At 37.7% G+C, this 21,277-nt stretch carries 22 protein-coding genes; 20 read left to right on the top strand and 2 right to left on the bottom strand.

Annotation, left to right across the window (positions count from 1 at the left end; all coding sequences use genetic code 11):
• Window positions 1-22 precede the first annotated feature (22 nt).
• The gene (locus IEV41_RS12695) at window positions 23-1,219 is read left to right on the top strand and encodes an MFS transporter (protein ID WP_188388884.1); all 1,197 of its coding nucleotides are present in this window, start codon (window positions 23-25) and stop codon (window positions 1,217-1,219) included.
• 80 nt (window positions 1,220-1,299) lie between these two features.
• Here the strand turns inward: IEV41_RS12695 and rpsT are convergent, their stop codons facing one another.
• The gene (gene rpsT / locus IEV41_RS12690) at window positions 1,300-1,557 is read right to left on the bottom strand and encodes a 30S ribosomal protein S20 (protein ID WP_188388883.1); all 258 of its coding nucleotides are present in this window, start codon (window positions 1,555-1,557) and stop codon (window positions 1,300-1,302) included.
• Window positions 1,558-1,732: 175 nt separating this feature from the next.
• Between rpsT and gpr the strand changes: the two genes are divergently transcribed.
• The 14 genes from gpr to IEV41_RS12620 all read left to right on the top strand — a co-directional run bounded on the left by gpr (window position 1,733) and on the right by IEV41_RS12620 (window position 16,598).
• Window positions 1,733-2,833: a GPR endopeptidase gene (gene gpr / locus IEV41_RS12685; RefSeq protein WP_188388882.1), complete on the top strand. Its 1,101-nt coding sequence runs from the start codon at window positions 1,733-1,735 to the stop codon at window positions 2,831-2,833.
• Between the two features lie 112 nt (window positions 2,834-2,945).
• Entirely contained in the window at window positions 2,946-3,263 is a 318-nt protein-coding gene (locus IEV41_RS12680) for a DUF3679 domain-containing protein (RefSeq protein WP_188388881.1), read from the top strand.
• A gap of 189 nt (window positions 3,264-3,452) precedes the next feature.
• Window positions 3,453-5,279 carry a translation elongation factor 4 gene (gene lepA / locus IEV41_RS12675; RefSeq protein WP_188388880.1) on the top strand — a complete coding sequence of 609 codons (1,827 nt, stop codon included), beginning with the start codon at window positions 3,453-3,455 and terminating at the stop codon, window positions 5,277-5,279.
• Between the two features lie 152 nt (window positions 5,280-5,431).
• Window positions 5,432-6,046, top strand: a complete 615-nt coding sequence (locus IEV41_RS12670) for a LysE family translocator (protein ID WP_188389264.1) — start codon at window positions 5,432-5,434, stop codon at window positions 6,044-6,046.
• 18 nt (window positions 6,047-6,064) lie between these two features.
• Window positions 6,065-7,198, top strand: coding sequence for a radical SAM family heme chaperone HemW (gene hemW, locus IEV41_RS12665; RefSeq protein ID WP_188388879.1), 1,134 nt, complete (start codon window positions 6,065-6,067; stop codon window positions 7,196-7,198).
• Window positions 7,199-7,344: 146 nt separating this feature from the next.
• A complete protein-coding gene (gene hrcA, locus IEV41_RS12660; protein WP_188388878.1) occupies window positions 7,345-8,379 on the top strand; it encodes a heat-inducible transcriptional repressor HrcA in 1,035 nt (344 codons plus the stop codon).
• Window positions 8,380-8,452: 73 nt separating this feature from the next.
• Window positions 8,453-9,022: a nucleotide exchange factor GrpE gene (gene grpE / locus IEV41_RS12655; RefSeq protein ID WP_188388877.1), complete on the top strand. Its 570-nt coding sequence runs from the start codon at window positions 8,453-8,455 to the stop codon at window positions 9,020-9,022.
• A 33-nt stretch (window positions 9,023-9,055) separates the two neighbouring features.
• Window positions 9,056-10,882 carry a molecular chaperone DnaK gene (gene dnaK / locus IEV41_RS12650; protein ID WP_188388876.1) on the top strand — a complete coding sequence of 609 codons (1,827 nt, stop codon included), beginning with the start codon at window positions 9,056-9,058 and terminating at the stop codon, window positions 10,880-10,882.
• Between the two features lie 153 nt (window positions 10,883-11,035).
• Window positions 11,036-12,166 carry a molecular chaperone DnaJ gene (gene dnaJ, locus IEV41_RS12645; protein ID WP_188388875.1) on the top strand — a complete coding sequence of 377 codons (1,131 nt, stop codon included), beginning with the start codon at window positions 11,036-11,038 and terminating at the stop codon, window positions 12,164-12,166.
• 123 nt (window positions 12,167-12,289) lie between these two features.
• Complete coding sequence (gene prmA / locus IEV41_RS12640) at window positions 12,290-13,225, top strand: 50S ribosomal protein L11 methyltransferase (protein WP_188388874.1); 936 nt, start codon at window positions 12,290-12,292, stop codon at window positions 13,223-13,225.
• A 9-nt stretch (window positions 13,226-13,234) separates the two neighbouring features.
• Window positions 13,235-13,984 (top strand): 16S rRNA (uracil(1498)-N(3))-methyltransferase, encoded by a 750-nt coding sequence (locus IEV41_RS12635; RefSeq protein WP_188388873.1) that lies wholly within the window; start codon window positions 13,235-13,237, stop codon window positions 13,982-13,984.
• Window positions 13,985-13,989: 5 nt separating this feature from the next.
• Entirely contained in the window at window positions 13,990-15,348 is a 1,359-nt protein-coding gene (gene mtaB, locus IEV41_RS12630) for a tRNA (N(6)-L-threonylcarbamoyladenosine(37)-C(2))-methylthiotransferase MtaB (RefSeq protein ID WP_188388872.1), read from the top strand.
• A 120-nt stretch (window positions 15,349-15,468) separates the two neighbouring features.
• Window positions 15,469-15,945 (top strand): S-ribosylhomocysteine lyase, encoded by a 477-nt coding sequence (locus tag IEV41_RS12625; RefSeq protein ID WP_188388871.1) that lies wholly within the window; start codon window positions 15,469-15,471, stop codon window positions 15,943-15,945.
• A gap of 107 nt (window positions 15,946-16,052) precedes the next feature.
• Window positions 16,053-16,598 carry a hypothetical protein gene (locus IEV41_RS12620; protein ID WP_188388870.1) on the top strand — a complete coding sequence of 182 codons (546 nt, stop codon included), beginning with the start codon at window positions 16,053-16,055 and terminating at the stop codon, window positions 16,596-16,598.
• Window positions 16,599-16,620: 22 nt separating this feature from the next.
• On the opposite strand, the gene IEV41_RS12615 is transcribed toward IEV41_RS12620, so the two are convergent.
• A complete protein-coding gene (locus tag IEV41_RS12615; RefSeq protein ID WP_188388869.1) occupies window positions 16,621-17,757 on the bottom strand; it encodes a stage II sporulation protein P in 1,137 nt (378 codons plus the stop codon).
• Window positions 17,758-17,964: 207 nt separating this feature from the next.
• Between IEV41_RS12615 and deoC the strand changes: the two genes are divergently transcribed.
• The 5 genes from deoC (at window position 17,965) to yqfD (ending at window position 21,275) form a co-directional block, all read left to right on the top strand.
• Entirely contained in the window at window positions 17,965-18,633 is a 669-nt protein-coding gene (deoC, locus tag IEV41_RS12610) for a deoxyribose-phosphate aldolase (protein ID WP_188388868.1), read from the top strand.
• 251 nt (window positions 18,634-18,884) lie between these two features.
• On the top strand, window positions 18,885-19,058 hold the full coding sequence (gene rpsU / locus IEV41_RS12605) for a 30S ribosomal protein S21 (RefSeq protein ID WP_129727313.1): 174 nt from the start codon (window positions 18,885-18,887) through the stop codon (window positions 19,056-19,058).
• A 14-nt stretch (window positions 19,059-19,072) separates the two neighbouring features.
• Complete coding sequence (locus IEV41_RS12600) at window positions 19,073-19,519, top strand: GatB/YqeY domain-containing protein (protein WP_188388867.1); 447 nt, start codon at window positions 19,073-19,075, stop codon at window positions 19,517-19,519.
• Window positions 19,520-19,702: 183 nt separating this feature from the next.
• Window positions 19,703-19,987: a sporulation protein YqfC gene (gene yqfC / locus IEV41_RS12595; protein WP_188388866.1), complete on the top strand. Its 285-nt coding sequence runs from the start codon at window positions 19,703-19,705 to the stop codon at window positions 19,985-19,987.
• 103 nt (window positions 19,988-20,090) lie between these two features.
• Entirely contained in the window at window positions 20,091-21,275 is a 1,185-nt protein-coding gene (yqfD, locus tag IEV41_RS12590; protein ID WP_188388865.1) for a sporulation protein YqfD, read from the top strand.
• Window positions 21,276-21,277 lie beyond the last annotated feature (2 nt).

The following is a 21,277-nucleotide window of genomic DNA, read 5'->3' as shown; positions in this document are numbered from 1 at the left end:
TGTTTGAAAGTGGGGAAAAGTGATGAAAAAAGAAACGATATGGACAAAAGATTTTTTACGTGTTTCATTTAGTAGTTTTTTTATGTTTATGGCTTTTTATATGCTAATGTCGGCACTTCCTATTTACATAGTAGATGTATTAAACGGGGAGGAGAGCCAGATTGGACTTGTAACGACATTGTTTTTGTTATCTTCTATTCTTTCTCGTCCGTTTATTGGTAAATGGGTAGATCAATTTGGTCGAAAGAAATTATTATTTATTTCGTTGCTCCTGTTTGCGTTTGCATCTGTGTTATATATTGGGCTACATAGTTTGTTCGCTTTGTTAATTTTGCGCTTCTTTCATGGATTTGGTTTTGGGATGTCCACGACGGTTCTTGGGACAGTTGCGGCGGATTTAATCCCGGCTAAGAGGCGTGGAGAAGGAATTAGTTATTTTGGGATGTTTATGAATTTGGCGATGGTAATTGGCCCGTTTGTTGGAATTCTTATTATTTCGAAATATGATAGCATGATACTCTTTATAGTATGTGCGATTTGTAGTGGAATCTCATTCTTGTTATCTTCTCGAATTGCTGTACCACATATTCAATTGATGAAAAAGCAAGAAGAAAAGAAACGCTTTCAGTGGAGTGATGTATTGGAAACGTCTGCTCTCCGAATTGCATGTATTACGGGAATATTAGCGTTCGCCTATAGCGGTATTATTTCATTTATATCTGTTTATGCGAAAGAGATTGGTTCAGTAGATGATGCGAGTTATTTCTTTGCTATCTATGCTATTATGTTAGTCGTGGCTCGTCCGTTTGCTGGGCGTTTATTTGATTCAAAAGGTGTGAACTTTATTATGTATCCTGGTATAGTCTTGTATACAATTGGGATGATATTGCTCAGTGTGGCGGATTCTACTGTAATGTTCTTACTGAGTGGTGGAATCATTGGTTTAGGGTACGGAGCATTGGTTCCTTGTTTACAAACTTTAATTGTTGGACAAGCGATGGATAATCGAAGAGGTGTTGCGACTTCTACATTTTATGCATTTTATGACACAGGGGTGGGAATCGGTTCACTCGTATTAGGGTATGTAGCAATGTACACGAGTTATCAAATAATGTACGGTGTTTCGGTTCTGTTTATTGTATGTGCTGGTATTTTATACTATATGAAGCAAAATAAAGACCGTATCTTTGTTGAGAAAGATGAGCGCTTATCAAGTTAAATAAAGAAATGAAAAAATCCTTCTGCCTAAGGCAGAAGGATTTTTAATAAGAAAAACCACTTCCCGGGAATTGTTTTTTCTTACGCGTTTAATTGTTTTGCTAAACGAGCTTTTTGACGAGAAGCTACGTTCTTATGGATTAAACCTTTACGAGCTGCTTTGTCAAGTTGTGAAGAAGCGGCAACGAATGCAACTTTAGCGTTGTCGATATCGTTAGAGCTTACTAATGCTTCAACTTTCTTCACTGCTGTGCGCATCTCTGACTTTGCAGCGATGTTGCGAGCACGGCGAGCTTCGTTAGTTTTTACACGTTTGATAGCTGATTTAATATTTGGCATACTTTCACCTCCCTAATGTAGACGAGAGATCTCGTATCTACAAAGAACAAGAGTTATTTTAACAAATACAAGTTGATTTGGCAATAGAGTTTAGACAATCTGTTTTATTTTTGTATGTTTTTAATTGAAGTGGGGATTCTAAGTAAAAAATGTCACGCTTATGGAGGGATCTCGTATGAAAGAGGAACTAGATTTAAGCCAATATTCAATTCGAACAGACTTAGCGATAGAAGCACAAGAGATGTTACAAGAAGAGAAGCAATCAACAACAATTGATGGCATTCTTGTGAAAGAACGTGAAGTAGATGGAATTAAAATTACGGCGGTTGATATAACAGATCAGGCAGCACCATCTGTTGGAAAGAAGGCAGGGCATTATTTAACATTAGAAATACAAGGAATTCGTAATCAAGATACAGAACTGCAAGAAAAGGTAGAAGAAGTATTCGCGAAAGAATTTAAGCACTTCTTAGAAGGGATCGGTATTAAGGCGGAAGATAGTTGTCTTGTTGTGGGGCTTGGAAATTGGAATGTGACTCCAGATGCATTAGGTCCTTCTGTTGTCGAGAATTTAGTTGTAACAAAACATTTGTTCAAGTTACAACCAGAAAGTGTGGAGGACGGTTTCCGTGATGTATGTGCTATTTCACCAGGTGTGATGGGAATTACAGGGATCGAGACGAGTGACATCATTTTAGGTGTAATTGAGAAAGCAAAGCCAGATTTTATCATTGCAATTGATGCCTTAGCAGCACGTTCAATTGAACGTGTGAATACAACCATTCAAATTTCTGATGCAGGTATCCATCCTGGAGCTGGTGTTGGTAATAAACGTAAGGAATTAAGTAAGGAGACGCTAGGTATACCTGTTATTGCAATTGGTGTACCGACAGTAGTGGATGCTGTGTCAATTACGAGTGATACGATTGATTTCATTTTGAAACATTTTGGTCGTGAGTTGCGAGAAGGAGATAAACCATCTCGTGCGCTTATTCCTGCTGGGATGACGTTTGGAGAGAAAAAGAAATTAACAGAGGAAGATTTACCTGATGAAGGGAAGCGTCAAACATTTCTTGGAATTGTAGGAACATTAGATGATTTTGAGAAACGAAAATTAATTCAAGAAGTACTTGCACCGCTCGGACATAACTTAATGGTAACACCAAAGGAAGTGGATGTTTTTATTGAGGATATGGCTAATATTATTGCTGGTGGATTGAACGCAGCACTTCATCGTTCGGTTGACCAAGATAATTACGGAGCATATACGCATTAGTAAAAGAAATAAGAATATAATACGGTACATCTTGCATACATATGACTAAGATTATGAAAAATGGACAAGCGTTTGTTTCGTGCATCAAAATCGCTAGTGGAGGAAAATGAGAATGGCGAAATTTATGGGGAAAAGTATTCTCCTTGTACTTCTATTGTTTTTAGGTGTTTTAGTCGGCATGCAACTAGCTACGAATAATATGAACGATATGCAGGGAAATGAAATACAAATGAATGTGAAAGAACAAAAGGAAGAAGAGAAACAATTAACAAGCCATCAACTAGAAGAAAAAGCAAAAAAGCTAGAAGATATTCAAACATTTAATGCTTTTTCAGAAGCTGGGAGTACCGTATCGAACTTAGTAGAAGGTGGATTTGAATCAACCATTGATGTTGTATTAGAGAGATTAGTAAATATATTAGCGAAGTGAGAACAGTTGGCCATTTTTATGGCAACTGTTCTTTGCTTTTGCGAATAGAGATGGCGTTCTAGTTTTTTCTACATATACTAAGGAGAGAAGGATAGGGAGTCCCCGCCTAATTATGTTGAATAAATGATTGCGTTAGTGATATAATCATTGCTAGTGTAGAATGGCGAGATTTTTTGAGGTGATAATAACATGAATATTGAAGAACGTTTAGAAAGACAATCGAGAATCCGTAACTTTTCGATTATTGCACATATAGACCATGGCAAATCAACACTTGCGGACCGTATTTTGGAGAAAACAAATGCCTTAACGCAACGTGAGATGAAGAGTCAGTTACTAGATTCTATGGATCTTGAGCGTGAGCGAGGAATTACTATTAAATTAAATGCTGTACAGTTAACGTACCGTGCGAAAGATGGAGAAGAGTATATTTTCCATTTAATCGACACACCAGGACATGTCGATTTCACGTATGAAGTATCACGTAGCTTAGCCGCATGTGAAGGTGCAATCTTAGTTGTTGATGCTGCACAAGGTATTGAAGCACAAACATTAGCAAACGTATACTTAGCATTAGACAATGATTTAGAGATTTTACCTGTTATTAACAAGATTGATTTACCAAGTGCGGACCCAGAACGTGTTCGTCAAGAAGTAGAAGACGTAATCGGTTTAGATGCTTCTGAGGCGGTATTAGCTTCTGCAAAAGCTGGTATTGGTATTGAAGATATTCTTGAGCAAATTGTTGAGAAAGTACCGGCGCCTACTGGAGATCCAGAAGCACCGTTAAAAGCACTGATTTTTGACTCATTATTCGATCCGTACCGTGGTGTTGTTGCTTACATTCGAGTAGTAGAAGGTACAGTTAAAGTTGGCGACAAAATTCATATGATGGCGACTGGTAAAGACTTTGAAGTAACAGAAGTAGGTGTATTTACGCCGAAAACAACACAGCGTAAAGAACTTTCTGTTGGAGATGTAGGTTTCTTAACAGCTTCTATTAAAAACGTAGGCGATACGAGTGTGGGTGATACAATTACGCATACGAAACGCCCTGCGGCTGAAGCGTTACCAGGATACCGTAAATTAAATCCAATGGTGTTCTGTGGATTATATCCAATTGATACAGCTCGTTACAACGATTTACGTGAAGCGTTAGAGAAACTGCAATTAAGTGATTCTGCTCTTCAATTTGAGGCAGAAACATCGCAAGCACTTGGATTTGGTTTCCGTTGTGGATTCCTAGGATTACTACACATGGAAATTATTCAAGAGCGTATTGAGCGTGAGTTCAAAATTGATTTAATTACGACTGCACCAAGTGTTATTTACGAAGTGCATATGACAAACGGGGAGTCTGTTCGTGTAGATAATCCATCTAACATGCCAGACCCACAAAGTATTGATCGTGTGGAAGAGCCGTATGTAAAGGCAACGATTATGGTTCCAAATGATTATGTTGGTGCTGTAATGGAAATTTGTCAAAATAAACGTGGTTCGTTCATTGATATGCAATATTTAGATGAAACACGTGTAACGTTGAAATACGAACTTCCACTTTGTGAGATCGTATATGACTTCTTTGACCAATTAAAATCAAATACAAAAGGATATGCGTCATTTGATTATGAATTAATTGGCTACAAACCGTCTAAACTGGTGAAGATAGATATTCTTCTTAACGGAGAAAATGTAGATGCCTTGTCATTCATTGTGCATCGTGACTTCGCTTATGAGCGTGGGAAGGTAATTGTTGAGAAATTAAAAGATTTAATTCCACGTCAACACTTTGAAGTGCCTATTCAAGCAGCAGTAGGTCAAAAAATTGTGGCCCGTTCTACAATTAAAGCAATGCGTAAAAACGTATTAGCAAAATGTTATGGTGGAGATATTTCACGTAAACGTAAGTTACTTGATAAGCAAAAAGAAGGTAAGAAGCGAATGAAGGCGATAGGATCTGTAGAAGTTCCGCAAGAAGCATTCATGGCAGTATTGAAAATGGACGATAGTAAGTAGACTTCTGATATATACTAATAGTGCCGCAGAGTATATCTGCGGCTTTTCTTTACATAAGGAAGAAATGATAGTACTAGAGAAGAAAACATATCCATTCACAGATTGGCTAAAGTCTACGTACCATAATTCGGAGAGCGAGTTGGTTGGAATATATGTTTTACTTTTTAGAAGGTATATTAGTCGGGATATTAATTTCGATTCCGGTAGGACCTGTAGGAGTGTTGTGTATTCGTAGGACGCTTGTACAAGGGACGTTGTTTGGTTTTATTTCTGGTTTAGGAGCCGCAACAGCAGATGCACTGTACGGTGGTATTGCTGCTTTTGGTTTAACGTTTGTATTTGACTTCTTATTACAGAATCAATTGTTCTTCCAACTAGTAGGTGGATTACTTCTTGTGTTTATGGGAATAAATGCATGGATTAAACCTTCACGTGAAGATATGACAGTGGAAAAAAAGGCAAGTAAGGCAGGCGCGTATTGGTCTGTATTTTTTGTTACATTAGCAAATCCAATTACGTTACTAGCATTTGGTGGGATTCTTGCAGGATTAGGAATAGGGTCAACTGTTCATGATAGTTATTTATTAAATGTTAGTTTAATCCTAGGTGTGTTTACAGGTGCGACTATTTGGTGGAGTACGTTAAGTTACGGAGTTGGGAGACTTCGTGAGCGTTTACCATCTATGTTTTTTACATGGATGAACCGAATTGTAGGAACCGTATTAATTCTATTTGGGATTGGTATGTTGAGTTATTCAATGATTTAGAGAGAAGGTGTTTTCAGAGTGCCAAAAGCAGCATATCTTCATATACCATTTTGTAATCAAATTTGTCACTATTGTGATTTCAATAAAGTATTTATTCATCGTCAACCTGTAGATGAATATTTAGATTGTATGGAAAAAGAAATAATCTATACATTAAAGAAACATCCTCGCAGTACGATGGAAACGATTTTTGTAGGAGGGGGTACCCCTACAGCGCTAAATGATAAGCAGCTTAATCGTTTGTTAACATCTATACATACTCATTTAATGCCAAATTCCTCCGAAGTAGAGTATACATTTGAAGCAAATCCAGATGATATGACGAGAGAGAAATTAGTGTTGTTAAAAGATGCAGGAGTAAATCGCCTAAGCTTCGGTGTGCAATCGTTCAATGATGAACTATTAAAGAAAATCGGTCGTTCACATAGTGCGAAGCAAGCACATCGTGCTATTGAAATGGCGCAAGATGTAGGGTTTCATAATATAAATGTTGATTTAATTTATTCGCTTCCTGACCAAACGATTCCAGATTTTATGCATACGTTGTTGGAAGCTTTTTCGCTTGGGATTCAACATTTCTCCGCTTACTCATTAATTATCGAACCAAAAACGGTGTTCTATACATTAATGAATAAGAATCGACTGCCGCTACCATCGCAAGAAGATGAGGCAACTATGTATGAAATATTAATGGAGCAAATGGAGCGTCACGGATATCATCAGTACGAAATTAGCAACTTCGCAAAAGCTGGGCTAGAAAGTAAACATAACCTTACTTATTGGAACAATGAAGAGTATTACGGATTTGGGGCAGGATCGCATGGTTATGTTAACGGTCATCGAAACGCTAATTATGGCCCATTAAAAAAGTATATGGCGAAGCTGGCGGATGGTGAACTTCCATATATTGAATCACATAAAGTGACGAAAGAAGAGGCCATTCAAGAAGAAATGTTCTTGGGACTACGCAGAATGAGTGGTGTGAATAAAATGGAGTTCCGCCAAAAGTATGGAATGGATATACAAGAAATCTTTTCTGCGCAAATAAAATTATTGTTAGCGCAAAAGCTAATTGAAGAAACGGATTCTGTTATTCGACTAACACATCAAGGGAAGTTTTTAGGGAATGAAGTTTTTCAACGCTTTATTTAGTATGGAATAACGTTTTTGTATCAAAGTAGTAATAAATTTCGTAGGAGATAGGTGAACTAATCGTTGACAATTAGTATGTTTCTTTGGTAATTTAATTATAGAATTAGCACTCATTAAGAGAGAGTGCTAACAGAGGTGATTATAACATGCTTACGCCACGTCAGCTATTGATTTTGCAAGTTATTGTTGATGATTTCATTCATTCAGCTCAACCAGTTGGCTCAAGAACTTTATCGAAAAAAGAAGAACTATCTTTTAGCTCCGCTACAATTCGTAATGAAATGGCAGACTTGGAGGAGATGGGATACATAGAGAAGACACATACATCTTCTGGGAGGGTTCCTTCTGAGAAAGGATATCGATTCTATGTGGACCATTTGCTTTCACCGAAGCGGTTGGAAGGGAAAGAGATAGAAGCTGTTAAGTCATTGTTTGCGGCGCATATGTTTGAACTGGAAAAAGTCGTGCAAAAATCATCGCAAATCTTATCAGAGTTAACAAATTATACATCTGTCGTTCTTGGTCCGAAGGTGAAGACGAATAAATTGAGAAGTATTCAAATTATTCCTGTCGGCTTGAACAAAGCAGTGGCAATTATCGTAACAGATACAGGGCTTGTTCAAAATAAGACCATTACCATTCCAGATCACATTGAAATCGGTGATATTGAAAAGATGGTAAATATCTTGAATAATCGTTTGGTTGGTGTTCCAATTGTCGATTTGCAAGACAAAATTTTTAAAGAGGTAGTATCTGTCTTGCGAGGTCATGTGCAAAATTATGAAAGCATTGTGAAGATGTTAGATGGCACATTTTATATTCCAAGTCGACAAAAAGTATATACTTCTGGCGAAACAAATATGTTATTCCAACCGGAGTTTCATGATATTGATAAATTCCGTTCTTTTTTAACAACGCTTGAGAGAGAAGAGGAGATAAAAGAGCTTCTTCGTAAGCGGAGGGATGGAGTACATGTTATGATTGGTCGTGAAACAGAGAATGTAGGAATGGAAAACTGTAGTATTATTACAGCTACGTATTCATTCGGGGAGAATAACCTTGGAACAGTGGCTATTTTAGGTCCAAAGAGAATGGAATATTCACGGGTAATTAGTTTGCTTCAGTATGTTGCAGCTGGATTATCTGGATTTTTTGAAGACCTAAATGAAATGAAAGAATAGGGTGGTAAAGTGCCATTCATTAGATATGTGTAGGAATATTTACACGCATTAGCTTTTGAGGGAGGTGAAGGAAATGGTACAAGAGGAAAAAGAAATCGTTGAACAAGAAGAAGTACAAACTGATGAAGCAGTTGAATCTAATCCTTCTGAAGAGAAAGTACAAACAGAAGAAAAAGATGAGCTAACAGCGGCAAATGAAACAATCGCTGAGCTGCAAGCTAAACTAGCAGAAGTAGAAAACCGTGCTCTTCGTGCGCAAGCAGACTTCGAAAATTATCGTCGTCGTACGTTGCAAGAGAAAGAAGCAGCGAATAAATATCGCGCACAAAACCTTGTGACAGATTTGTTACCTGTACTCGATAACTTCGAACGTGCCTTAAAGGTAGAAGAAGCAGACGAGAAAATGGCACCTTTCTTACAAGGGATGAACATGGTATACCGTCAATTGCTTGATGCAATGACGACTGAAGGCTTGGAAGTAGTAGAAGCAGTAGGGAAAGAATTTGACCCTTACGTTCACCAAGCGGTTATGCAAGTGGAAGATAGCGAGTTTGCATCTAACACAGTAGTGGAAGAATTCCAAAAAGGTTATAAATTAAAGGATCGAGTAATTCGTCCTTCCATGGTTAAAGTAAATCAATAATGAACATAGAAGAATGTAGGAGGTTAATGTTATATGAGCAAAATCATTGGTATTGACTTAGGAACAACGAACTCTTGTGTCGCTGTATTAGAAGGTGGCGAACCAAAGGTAATCCCAAATCCAGAAGGAAACCGTACAACACCATCAGTTGTAGCGTTCAAAAACGGTGAGCGTCAAGTTGGTGAAGTGGCGAAACGTCAATCAGTAACGAACCCTAACACAATTATGTCGATTAAACGTCATATGGGTACAGACTACAAAGTAGAGGTAGAAGGTAAAGATTACACTCCACAAGAAATGTCTGCTATCATCTTACAAAGTTTAAAAGAATATGCAGAACAATACTTAGGTGAAAAAGTAACAAAAGCTGTTATTACAGTTCCAGCTTACTTCAACGATGCAGAGCGTCAAGCAACGAAAGATGCTGGTAAAATTGCAGGTCTTGAAGTAGAGCGTATTATCAATGAGCCAACTGCTGCTGCGTTAGCATATGGTTTAGATAAGCAAGACGAAGACCAAACAATCCTTGTATACGACTTAGGTGGCGGTACATTCGACGTATCGATCCTTGAGTTAGGTGATGGTATCTTCGAAGTAAAAGCTACTGCTGGTGACAACCGTCTTGGTGGAGATGACTTCGACCAAGTAATCATCGATTATTTAGTAGCAGAATTCAAGAAAGAAAATGGCGTAGACTTATCTCAAGATAAGATGGCTATTCAACGCTTAAAAGATGCAGCTGAAAAAGCGAAAAAAGACTTATCAGGTGTAACAAGTACACAAATTTCATTACCATTCATCTCTGCTGGAGCAGCAGGTCCATTACACTTAGAGTTAAACTTAACTCGTGCAAAATTCGAAGAGTTATCACATAACTTAGTAGAGCGTACGTTAGCACCAACTCGTCAAGCGTTATCAGATTCTGGTTTAACACCATCTGAAATTGACAAAGTAATCTTAGTAGGTGGATCTACTCGTATTCCTGCAGTACAAGAAGCAATTAAGAAAGAAATTGGTAAAGAGCCACACAAAGGAGTAAACCCAGATGAAGTAGTAGCACTTGGTGCAGCTATTCAAGGTGGCGTTATTTCTGGTGACGTAGAAGGCTTAGTGTTAGTTGATGTAACACCATTATCTCTTGGTATCGAAACAATGGGTGGTGTATTCACGAAGCTAATCGAGCGCAATACAGCAATCCCAACAAGTAAATCACAAGTATTCTCTACAGCGGCTGATAACCAACCAGCAGTAGACATTCACGTATTACAAGGTGAGCGTCCAATGGCAGCGGCTAACAAGACATTAGGTCGTTTCCAATTAACAGATATTCCAGCAGCTCCGCGCGGAATTCCTCAAATTGAAGTAACATTTGATATCGACCGTAACGGTATCGTAAATGTACGTGCGAAAGATTTAGGAACAAACAAAGAGCAATCTATTACAATTCAATCTTCTTCTTCATTAAGTGAAGATGAGATTAACCGTATGGTACAAGAAGCTGAATTGAATGCTGAAGCAGATAAGAAGGTTAAAGAAGAAGCAGATTTAGTGAACGAAGCAGACCAAATGGTGTTCATGACAGAGAAGACATTGAAAGACGTAGAAGGCAAAGTTGATGCAGCTGAGATTGCGAAAGCAACTGAATTAAAAGATGCATTAAAGAAAGCACTTGAAGAGAAGAACTTAGATGAAGTACGTGCGAAGAAAGACGAGCTTCAAGAAGTTGTTCAACAACTTTCAATGAAATTATATGAGCAAGCTGCTGCTGAGCAACAAGCGGCTCAAGGTGCACAAGGCGCTGAAACAAAAGACGACGATGTGGTAGACGCTGAATTTACAGAAGTAAAAGAAGATAAGTAATCCACAGTGTATGTGTAACAAAAGCCAAAGCCAGGTCCTCCTTGGCTTTGGCTTTCTGTATGAAATGAGTAAGACAAAAGGTTCATTATTGCATACTTTGTCCTATCAGTGTTAAAATATTTTTCATGTGAGAAAGGAGTCGGGACTTGTAAGATGAGTAAACGAGACTATTATGAGGTGCTTGGTCTGTCCAAGTCAGCCAGCAAAGATGAAATAAAGAAAGCATACCGTAAGCTTGTAAAGGTATATCACCCGGATGTAAGTAAAGAAGCAGATGCAGAAGTGAAATTTAAAGAGGTACAAGAAGCATACGAAGTGTTAAGTGACGACCAAAAACGTGCGCAGTACGATCAATATGGTCATACAGATCCAAATCAAGGATTCGGAGGATTTGGTGGTGGAGACTTCGGAGGCGGTTTTGGTGGTTTCGAAGATATCTTTAGCTCATTCTTCGGTGGTGGCGGTGGACGCCGTCGTGATCCGAACGCACCGAGAAAAGGATCTGATCTACAATATTCAATGACATTGTCATTTGAAGAAGCTGTATTTGGATTAGAAAAAGAAATTAGTATCCCTCGTGAAGAGTCGTGTGACACGTGTAAAGGATCAGGTGCGAAACCGGGTACATCCAAAGAGACATGTTCGCATTGTCAAGGTGCTGGTCAAGTGAATGTTGAGCAGAATACACCATTTGGACGTATTGTAAATCGTCGTACATGTAACCATTGTAGCGGAACAGGTCAAATGATCAAAGAGAAGTGTTCAACATGCCGCGGAGCAGGTCGTATTCGTAAAACACAAAAACTGAATGTGAAAATCCCTGCTGGTGTGGATGATGGACAACAAATTCGCATGAGTGGTCAAGGGGAAGCTGGTGTGAACGGTGGACCGGCTGGCGACTTATATATCGTTTTCCAAGTAAGGGGACATGAGTTCTTTGAACGTGACGGAGATGACGTATACTGTGAAATGCCATTAACTTTCACACAAGCTGCTCTAGGTGATGAAGTGGAAATTCCGACATTATACGGAAAAGTAAACTTAAAAATCCCTGCTGGAACACAAACAGGTACGAAATTCCGCTTAAAAGGAAAAGGTGTGAAGAATGTACGTGGGTATGGTCAAGGAGACCAACATGTTATTGTACGCGTTGTAACACCAACGAAGTTATCTGCGCAGCAAAAAGAACTTTTAAAGGAATTTGCGGCAGATGGAACAGCATCGTACGATGAGAAGAATGACAATCTTTTCAAACGTTTAAAGCGTGCTTTTAAAGGAGAATAAAGAATAGAGAAAGGAGGACTAATCACTGTCCTCCTTCCTCCCTTTCTTCTAAGATTACTCCAAAGGTAATCTGTCTACACTAGAAAATAAATGATGAACATTAAAGAATGGAGTTGGTAGAGAATGAAATGGTCGGAAATGAGTATCCATACTACACAAGAAGCTGTAGAACCTATTTCAAATATATTACACGAGGCAGGTGCGAGTGGTGTTGTTATCGAGGATGTATTTGATTTATACAAAGAGCGTGCGGATGTATATGGAGAAATCTACCAACTTGATCCGAATGACTACCCAACAGAAGGTGTTATTGTAAAAGCATATTTGCCAGTTAATAGTTTTTTAGGAGAAACAGTAGACGCAATCAAAGAAGCGATTAATAACTTACTGATTCATGATATTGACTTAGGACATAATACAATTTCTGTTAGTGAAGTAAACGAGGAAGAATGGGCAACGGCATGGAAGAAATATTACCATCCTGTGCGCGTATCTAATCGCATCACAATCGTTCCAACATGGGAAGAGTACACGAAGGAAAAGGAAGATGAGTTAATTATTGAACTAGATCCAGGAATGGCATTTGGTACAGGAACACATCCAACGACTGTTATGTGTATTCAAGCATTGGAGAAATGCGTAGAGAATGGTGATAACATCATTGATGTAGGAACAGGATCTGGTGTATTAAGTATTGCAGCAGCGAAATTAGGTGCTAGCAAAATTGGTGCATACGATTTAGACGATGTTGCTGTTCAAAGTGCACGTACGAATGTACAATTAAACAAGGTAGATGACGTAGTAGAAGTTGATCAAAACAACTTACTTAGCGGAATCGAAGGACCGGTAGATGGAATTGTTGCAAATTTACTTGCTGAAATCGTGTTACGTTTAGTTGAGGATGCGAAGAAAGTAATTAAGCCGGGCGGATATTTCATTTCTTCTGGAATTATCGGAGCAAAGCGTGGAGAAGTAGAAGAGAAGTTAGTACAAGCAGGCTTTGATGTTGTGGAAGTTATTACGATGGAAGACTGGGTTGCTATTATTGCAAAGGCATAAGGTGATGAGATGCAGCGATATTTTGTAGAGAAAGAAGATGTACAAGAGAATAGGATGACTATTTACGGTGATGATGCACGTCATATGACGAAAGTAATGCGTATGAAAGCCGGAGATAGTATCCAATGTATTGTGGATGGACGTACAGCAACATGTGAGATTACGGATTTTACCAATGAATCTGTTCGTGTGCATGTTGTAGAATGGATAGAGGAAACGAACGAACTGCCTATTCGTGTAACAATTGCGAGTGGTTTACCAAAAGGTGATAAACTAGAGTATATTGTGCAAAAAGGTACAGAGTTAGGTGCAGCTGCATTTCTTCCTTTTTCTGCAGCTAGGTCTATCGTGAAATGGGATGAGAAAAAAGGGAAAAAGAAAGTAGAGCGTTTAGAGAAAATTGCAAAAGAAGCAGCGGAGCAATCTTATCGCAACCTTATTCCTCATATAACAAACCCTATTTCTTTTAAACAACTACTAGAGAAGAGTAGTAATTATGATATGTGTATTGTCGCATACGAAGAAGACGCTAAGAATGGTGAAAGTAAGGCACTAAAGCGTGTATTTGAACAATTAAATCCAGGGCAAAAACTATTAGTTGTATTCGGGCCAGAAGGTGGTCTAGCGGAAGAGGAGATTAGTCAGCTAGAAGCATCAAAGTTTGTACGCTGTAGTTTAGGATCGCGTATTTTACGCACGGAAACAGCACCATTGTATGTGTTATCTGCTGTTTCATACAATTTTGAATTATCGAGGTGAACAGAATGCCACAAGTAGCATTCCATACATTAGGGTGTAAAGTAAACCATTATGAAACTGAGGCAATTTGGCAGTTATTTAAAGAAGCTGGATACGAAAGAACAGAGTATGAAAAGCGTGCGGACGTGTATGTCATTAATACGTGCACGGTAACGAATACAGGCGATAAGAAGAGTCGCCAAATTATTCGCCGTGCTGTTCGTCAAAATCCAGATGCAGTAGTATGTGTAACTGGTTGTTACGCACAAACTTCTCCAGCGGAAATTATGGCTATTCCGGGAGTAGATATTGTTGTTGGTACACAAGACCGTACGAAAATGTTAGATTATATTGCACAGTATCGTGAAGAGCGTCAACCGATTAATGCGGTACGTAATATCATGAAGACGCGTGTATATGAAGAATTAGATGTACCTGCGTTCACAGATCGTACACGTGCATCACTTAAAATTCAAGAAGGATGTAACAACTTCTGTACATTCTGTATTATCCCTTGGGCACGTGGATTAATGCGTTCTCGTGATGGACAGGAAGTTATTCGTCAAGCGCAGCAATTAGTAGATGCTGGCTACAAAGAAATTGTCTTAACAGGTATTCATACAGGCGGATACGGTGAGGATATCAAGAATTACAATTTAGCTGGACTTCTTCGTGATTTAGAAAGAGAAGTAAAAGGATTGAAGCGTCTTCGTATTTCATCTATTGAAGCGAGTCAAATTACAGATGAAGTAATTGATGTGTTAGGGAAATCGGACATCGTTGTACGTCACCTGCATATTCCTCTTCAATCAGGTTCAGATACAGTTCTAAAGCGTATGCGTCGTAAATATACGATGGAACACTTTGCAGAGCGTTTAACGAAGTTAAAAGCGGCTCTTCCGGGCCTTGCAATTACGTCTGACGTAATCGTTGGCTTCCCGGGTGAAACGGAAGAAGAATTCATGGAGACGTATAATTTCATTAAGGAGTATGAGTTCTCTGAACTTCACGTCTTCCCTTACTCGAAACGTACAGGTACGCCAGCGGCACGTATGGATGATCAAGTAGATGAAGAAATTAAGAATGAACGTGTACACAAGTTAATTGCATTATCTGATCAGTTAGCGAAGGAATATGCATCGAAACATGATAATGAAGTACTAGAGATTATTCCAGAGGAAGCATTCAAAGATAACAAGCAAGAAGGATTATTAGTTGGTTACACAGATAACTATATGAAGGTAATCATCGAAGGATCAGAAGATTTAATTGGTAAATTAGTTCGTGTGAAAATTACGAAGGCTGGCTATCCTTATAATGAAGGACAAGTACTGAAAGTAATGGACGATGAAGTAACACCAGAAGAATTAGTGAAAATTGTATAATGAGAAGACCTTTTTGTGCGGTTGTACAAAAAGGTCTTTTTTTATGATGAAATGGTTGATTTTCAGCTATTGTAGTCATATTATTTAAAATAATCTAATAAAAAAGGATGGGATGAATAGATGCCTTCAGTAGAAAGTTTTGACTTAGACCATACAATTGTGGTAGCTCCATACGTAAGACATTGCGGAGTACACAAGGTAGGAAGCGATGGTGTCGTAAATAAATACGATATTCGCTTTTATCAACCAAACAAGCAAGCACTAAAAACAGGTGTTATTCATACGCTTGAACACTTATTGGCGATCAATATCCGTAAATACTCCGAGAAATACGATCATTTTGATATTATCGATGTTTCACCAATGGGATGCCAGACTGGTTATTACTTAATTGTGAGCGGAACACCAACGATACGAGAAGTTATTGAGGTGTTAGAAGAGACAATGAAAGATGGTTTAGAAATTGAAGAGGTACCAGCAGCGAATGAATTACAATGTGGGCAAGCGAAGTTGCACGATTTAGAAGGAGCAAAAGAATTATTCCGTTACTGGTTATCGTATGATAAAGAGTCGTTAGAAAAAGTATTTTCTTCTTAAGAAAACAGAGAGAATGTCTATTTTGTAGATATTCTCTTTTTTTATACATAATTTCTTTTGTAAAGGGGATGCTATATGTATCTGTTGTTACATAAGGAGGAAAATTTATGAAAAAAATAATATGGATGATTGCTATCTCTTGTCTTTTATTAAGCATGAACATGGGGGCGATGGCACATGAACATGGTCATGGTCATCACTATCATAAAATGGACAAGTTAGAGCGCGATGTAAACAATCAATATAAAGAATGGCATAAACAAGTATTCTTCTGGTACTATGCAGATCAATATTATGATAAATTACCAAAGCAGCATCAAGAAAAGGTAGATGAGAAAATCAAAGAAGAGTCACAAGCATTAAGTATTAATATGGCAAATAAGACAATGCCGCAGTTAATTAAAGAAATTTATGCAAAAAAGTTAGAACAACATAAAAATGATATCTATGCAGAAGCGAAGGAAATGAATATCACAACAGAAGGAAAATCGTTAGCAGATATTGCGAAAGAAATCGTTCAACAGAAAATGCAATATCGCAAACAAGCGTTACTTCAAAAAGCGAAAGAACTTGGCATTTCTACTGAAGGGAAATCAATGAGAGATATTGCGAAAGAAGTACGTGAAAAGGAACATAAGAAGACAGAACACTAAGAGGAGATTTCCTCTTAGTGTTTTAATTATTTACTTTTGCGTCTTTCCAATAGTAGTCGCTAATGATTTCGGCAAGAAGATCTACTGTGCGATATAGCTCGTCCAATGTGTTGTCAACGCCACCAATCTCGATGAGGAGAGAATTTGGTGAAAGGTCTTGATTGTAAATGCCGTTTCCCATTTTACGTGATTTTTTATAGACATCACGACTAATTCCTTTATATTTTTTATTAAGTTCATTATGGATGGAAGTTGCTAAGTTTAAATTTGTAGCATAATTTTTATTATCCATCCCAACGACGAAATACACTTTTGCGTATGTTTGCCCATTGATTTCCACTGTTGTGGAATTTTTACGTGCACTATCACGATGAATGTCTATTAAATATTGAATGTCATTATTTGTTTTCATTGCTTCTTGTACAACTTTACGTGACATCGTATAGGAACTCCCGTATGTTAGTTTATTGTTAAGAAGTAGTTGTACAATGTCTGTTTTATCTTGTTCAGCTCCAATACCGTGTTTTTCTAGTTCACTTTTCAATCGCTCTCCTAATAATGATACGTTTGCTTTTGGACTAGATGCATGATCTGGATTTGTTACCCCTGGTAGTAGTGGGAGGAAGGATTCTCGGCTATGTGAGTGATAAATAAAGGCAACTTTTTTTCCACTCGTTGTTTGAGTGGGTGGTGGGGTTTCAGTTGGTTTGTTACTTTCTTGTGCTTTTCTAATACTGCCTATATCAACTTCTCTCTCTTTTGCTAATTCTTCCATTGTTACATTTTCTTCTTCTGGCATTGTTGTAAAGTCGTCATCACTACTAATAGGAGAATAGAAGCTACTATATCCAGGGAGTTCTGTACGAATAAGGCTACGGATATCATCAAATTGAATATTTGTCGTCATGGAAAGAGCTAAGGAAGAGAGTGAGTCACGCTTGTTTTCTTTGAAATAGGGCTCTGCAAAGTAGTGATTTTCTTTCTCTAGCGCCATCATAAAAGCATCTGAAGAAAGGGGGCGGAGCAATTGGTTTAAATCAAATGATTTTGTATTCTTCATTGCAGTTACGAATAAGGAGGAAAGTAAGAACACAAAGCAGACGATTAAAAAGAGGATGAATATTAACTTACGAATTTTTATATTTTGGATATAAATCACACGATCAACTCCTTCTCTATTTCTAGTCTATGTAGTAGAGAAAAAAGATAGAATTAAAAGTTTACTAGAAAGAATGATAGATAATATTGGCAAAAAAGGAATAACAAATGATGAAGATAATAAAAAAATGTTGTAATTATGTCTATGAAAGCGCTAAAAATATGTTATAATAATAAACGTTTATTACATACGAAAGGGGTCAGATGTATGACAACTAACTTTTCAAAATTAATCGACCACACAGTATTGAAAGCAGATACAAAGAAAGAGCAAATCATTACATTATGCCAAGAAGCAAAAGAAAATAACTTCGCTTCTGTATGTGTAAATCCAACTTGGATTGAAACAGCAGCAGAGTTATTAAAAGGTTCAGGCGTAGATGTATGTACAGTTATTGGCTTCCCATTAGGAGCAAATACGCCAGAAACAAAAGGTTTTGAAACGAAAGATGCGATTGCAAAAGGTGCAACAGAAGTTGATATGGTTATCAATATCGGTGCATTAAAAGACAAAAACGATGAGCTTGTTGAACGTGATATCCGTGCAGTTGTAGAAGCTGCAAACGGAACATTAGTAAAAGTAATCATTGAAACATGTTTATTAACAGAAGAAGAAAAAGTTCGTGCTTGTGAATTATGTGTAAAAGCAGGCGCTAACTATGTGAAAACATCGACTGGCTTCTCAACTGGTGGAGCAACAATTGAAGATGTTGCATTAATGAGAAAAACAGTAGGTCCTGACATCGGAGTGAAAGCATCTGGTGGAGTACGTGACCTACAAGGTATGGAAGATATGGTGAAAGTAGGAGCTACACGTATCGGAACAAGTTCTGGTGTAGTAATCATGCAAGGTAAGCAGTCAACAACTGATTACTAAGATAAATAGAGCTATCTGTGAGGAACAGATAGCTTTTCTTTGTTCCTTATCGATATAAAACCTACACAATCTGCATAAATGTGGTGGATTTGGTCGAAAAAAGATAGATAAAAGAAGAAACGGACGTTTTTTGTGGTTGACCAAATAGAAGTGAATATATTATAATCGTAAAAGACCTGTTGAAAGATATGTCTTTTTACATGGATTGATTTATTGATGTAAGTGAATGTTTTGGAGGGAGGGAAATAAAAATGTCTAAAACAGTAGTTCGCAAAAACGAATCTTTAGAGGATGCACTTCGTCGTTTTAAGAGAGCAGTTTCTAAAACTGGTACACTTGCTGAGGCAAGAAAGCGTGAGTTTTATGAAAAGCCAAGCGTAAAACGTAAGAAAAAGTCTGAGGCAGCTAGAAAGCGTAAATTCTAAGAGAGGGTGTATCTATGAGTCTTCTCACTCGTTTAAACGATGATATGAAACAGGCGATGAAGAACAAAGAGAAAGAAAGATTAACTGTTATTCGTATGGTTAAAGCTTCACTTCAAAATGAAGGAATTAAGCATGGAAAACAGGAACTTTCTCAAGATGAAGAGTTAACAGTTTTAGCACGTGAACTAAAACAACGCAAAGACTCCCTCCTTGAATTTGAAAAAGCAGGTCGTACAGACCTTGTTGATAAACTCAAAAATGAAATTGTTGTTTTAGAAACGTACATGCCGGAGCAACTTTCTGAAGAAGAGGTTATTGAAATTGTCAAAGCAACAATTTCAGAAATCGGTGCTTCTTCGAAAGCTGACATGGGAAAAGTGATGAGTGCTGTTATGCCGAAGTTAAAAGGTAAAGCAGAAGGATCACTTGTGAACAAGGTAGTAGCTCAACAACTCTCATGAAAAAGAAACGTCATAAAATGACGTTTCTTTTTTTTATGGGCTCATTTCTTTAGAAAGATAATATAGAGATAAAAGATGCCTATATTTCGTTTTGGTATATACATTTTGTAGAATGTGGAATTTCACTTTGTAGTGCTATTGGAAACCGCTCATTCATACATATGAGATGAGGGGGGTCTTCTTATGGGGAAATGGCAACAACAAATGAAGAATTGGCTAATGAAGAAGGCAGACCTACCTGTTGATGTTATTATGGATTTGCCTCGCATTACGATGATTGGACAGTTACATATATATATTGAAAACCACCGTGGATTGCTTGTATTTACAGATACGGAATTTCGTATCTTACTTAAACACGGGCAGTTATTTATTAAAGGGAATTCGTTTGTTATTAAGACAATTTTACCAGAAGAGATTTTATTAGAGGGAAATATTGAACATGTTTTTTTTATTGACAATGAATGAAACATTGTTTAATGGAGTTTTCTCCATTAAACAATGTTCTAATGATTAGATACAACAAGTGATGCTTCTAAGAGGATATAGGATTTATTTAGGGGAGGACTTTATGAAGAATCATTGGATAACGTTTTTTTCTGGGTATGTTGAGATGGAAATTAGTGGACGAGGCTTAGAGCGGTTTATTAATGATTGTGTAAGACGAGGTGTCTATGTCTGGGATGTGCATAGTAAAGAGGAGAAAATCACATGTTGTGTCCGCATTAAAGATATTTCTCTTATTCGTCGTGTTCGTAGGAAGCACGAATGTGATATTTCATTTAAGAAGCGTTCAGGAATTCCTTTCAAGTGGAAGAAGTTATTGCGAAACAGTGGTTTTTTAGGAGGGTTGTTTGCTTTTTTGGTTATTATCTTTCTTCTTTCTAATATGATATGGAGTGTTCAAATTAAAGGGGCCACGCCAGAAACAGAATCCTTAATCCGCCAAGAACTAAGAAAAATGGGAGTGAAAGTAGGTAGTTTACAATTCACATTAGATGACAAAGAAGCGATTCAGAAAAAGTTAACGAATCAAATTTCTTCTATTACGTGGATTGGTGTGCAATTAAATGGGACGACCTTCCATTTTCAGGTGGTAGAAAAGAATGAACCAGAAAGGTATGAGGACCTTCCCCCGCAGCATTTAGTTGCAGCTAAAAAAGGAGTTGTGAAACAAGTATTAGTGGATACTGGTAAAGCAGTTGTACAAGAAAATCAAGTGGTGAATAAAGGGGATATATTGGTGTCTGGTGCAATGGGAACTGAGACTCAACAAGTATACGTCCCCGCGACCGGTGTTGTGCTAGGTGAAACGTGGGATTTTTCAGTTGTCGAAGTCCCGTTGAAATCTGCGCTTAATGTATATACAGGAGAAGAAAAACGTTCCCATTATTTACATATCGGACCGTGGAAAGTAAAGATATGGGGTTTTGGGCAAGATGAGTATACGCTCTCTAACAAGGAAACTGTGGAATCCCCATTTCGCTTTCTAGGATGGGAATTACCTATTCAGTATGAAAGAGAGATTCTTAGGGAAGAAGAGCATACGGAACGAGAGTATAAAATGAAGGAAGCAATTACGGTAGGGAAAGAAATAGCTAGAAAAGAAATACAAGGGAAATTAGACGAATTTGCACGAATAAAAGGGGAAAAAGTTTTGCGTCAATCGGTAGAGAATGGTAAAGTTAAACTAACAATACTTTTTCAGGTGGTTGAAAATATTGCTGTACCACAATCTATTGTGCAAGGAGATTGATT

Source organism: Priestia taiwanensis (genome assembly GCF_014638355.1).
Classification (GTDB): domain Bacteria; phylum Bacillota; class Bacilli; order Bacillales; family Bacillaceae_G; genus Priestia_D; species Priestia_D taiwanensis.
Note: the sequence above shows the minus strand (reverse complement) of the source record. Positions and strands in the feature narration are given on the sequence as shown.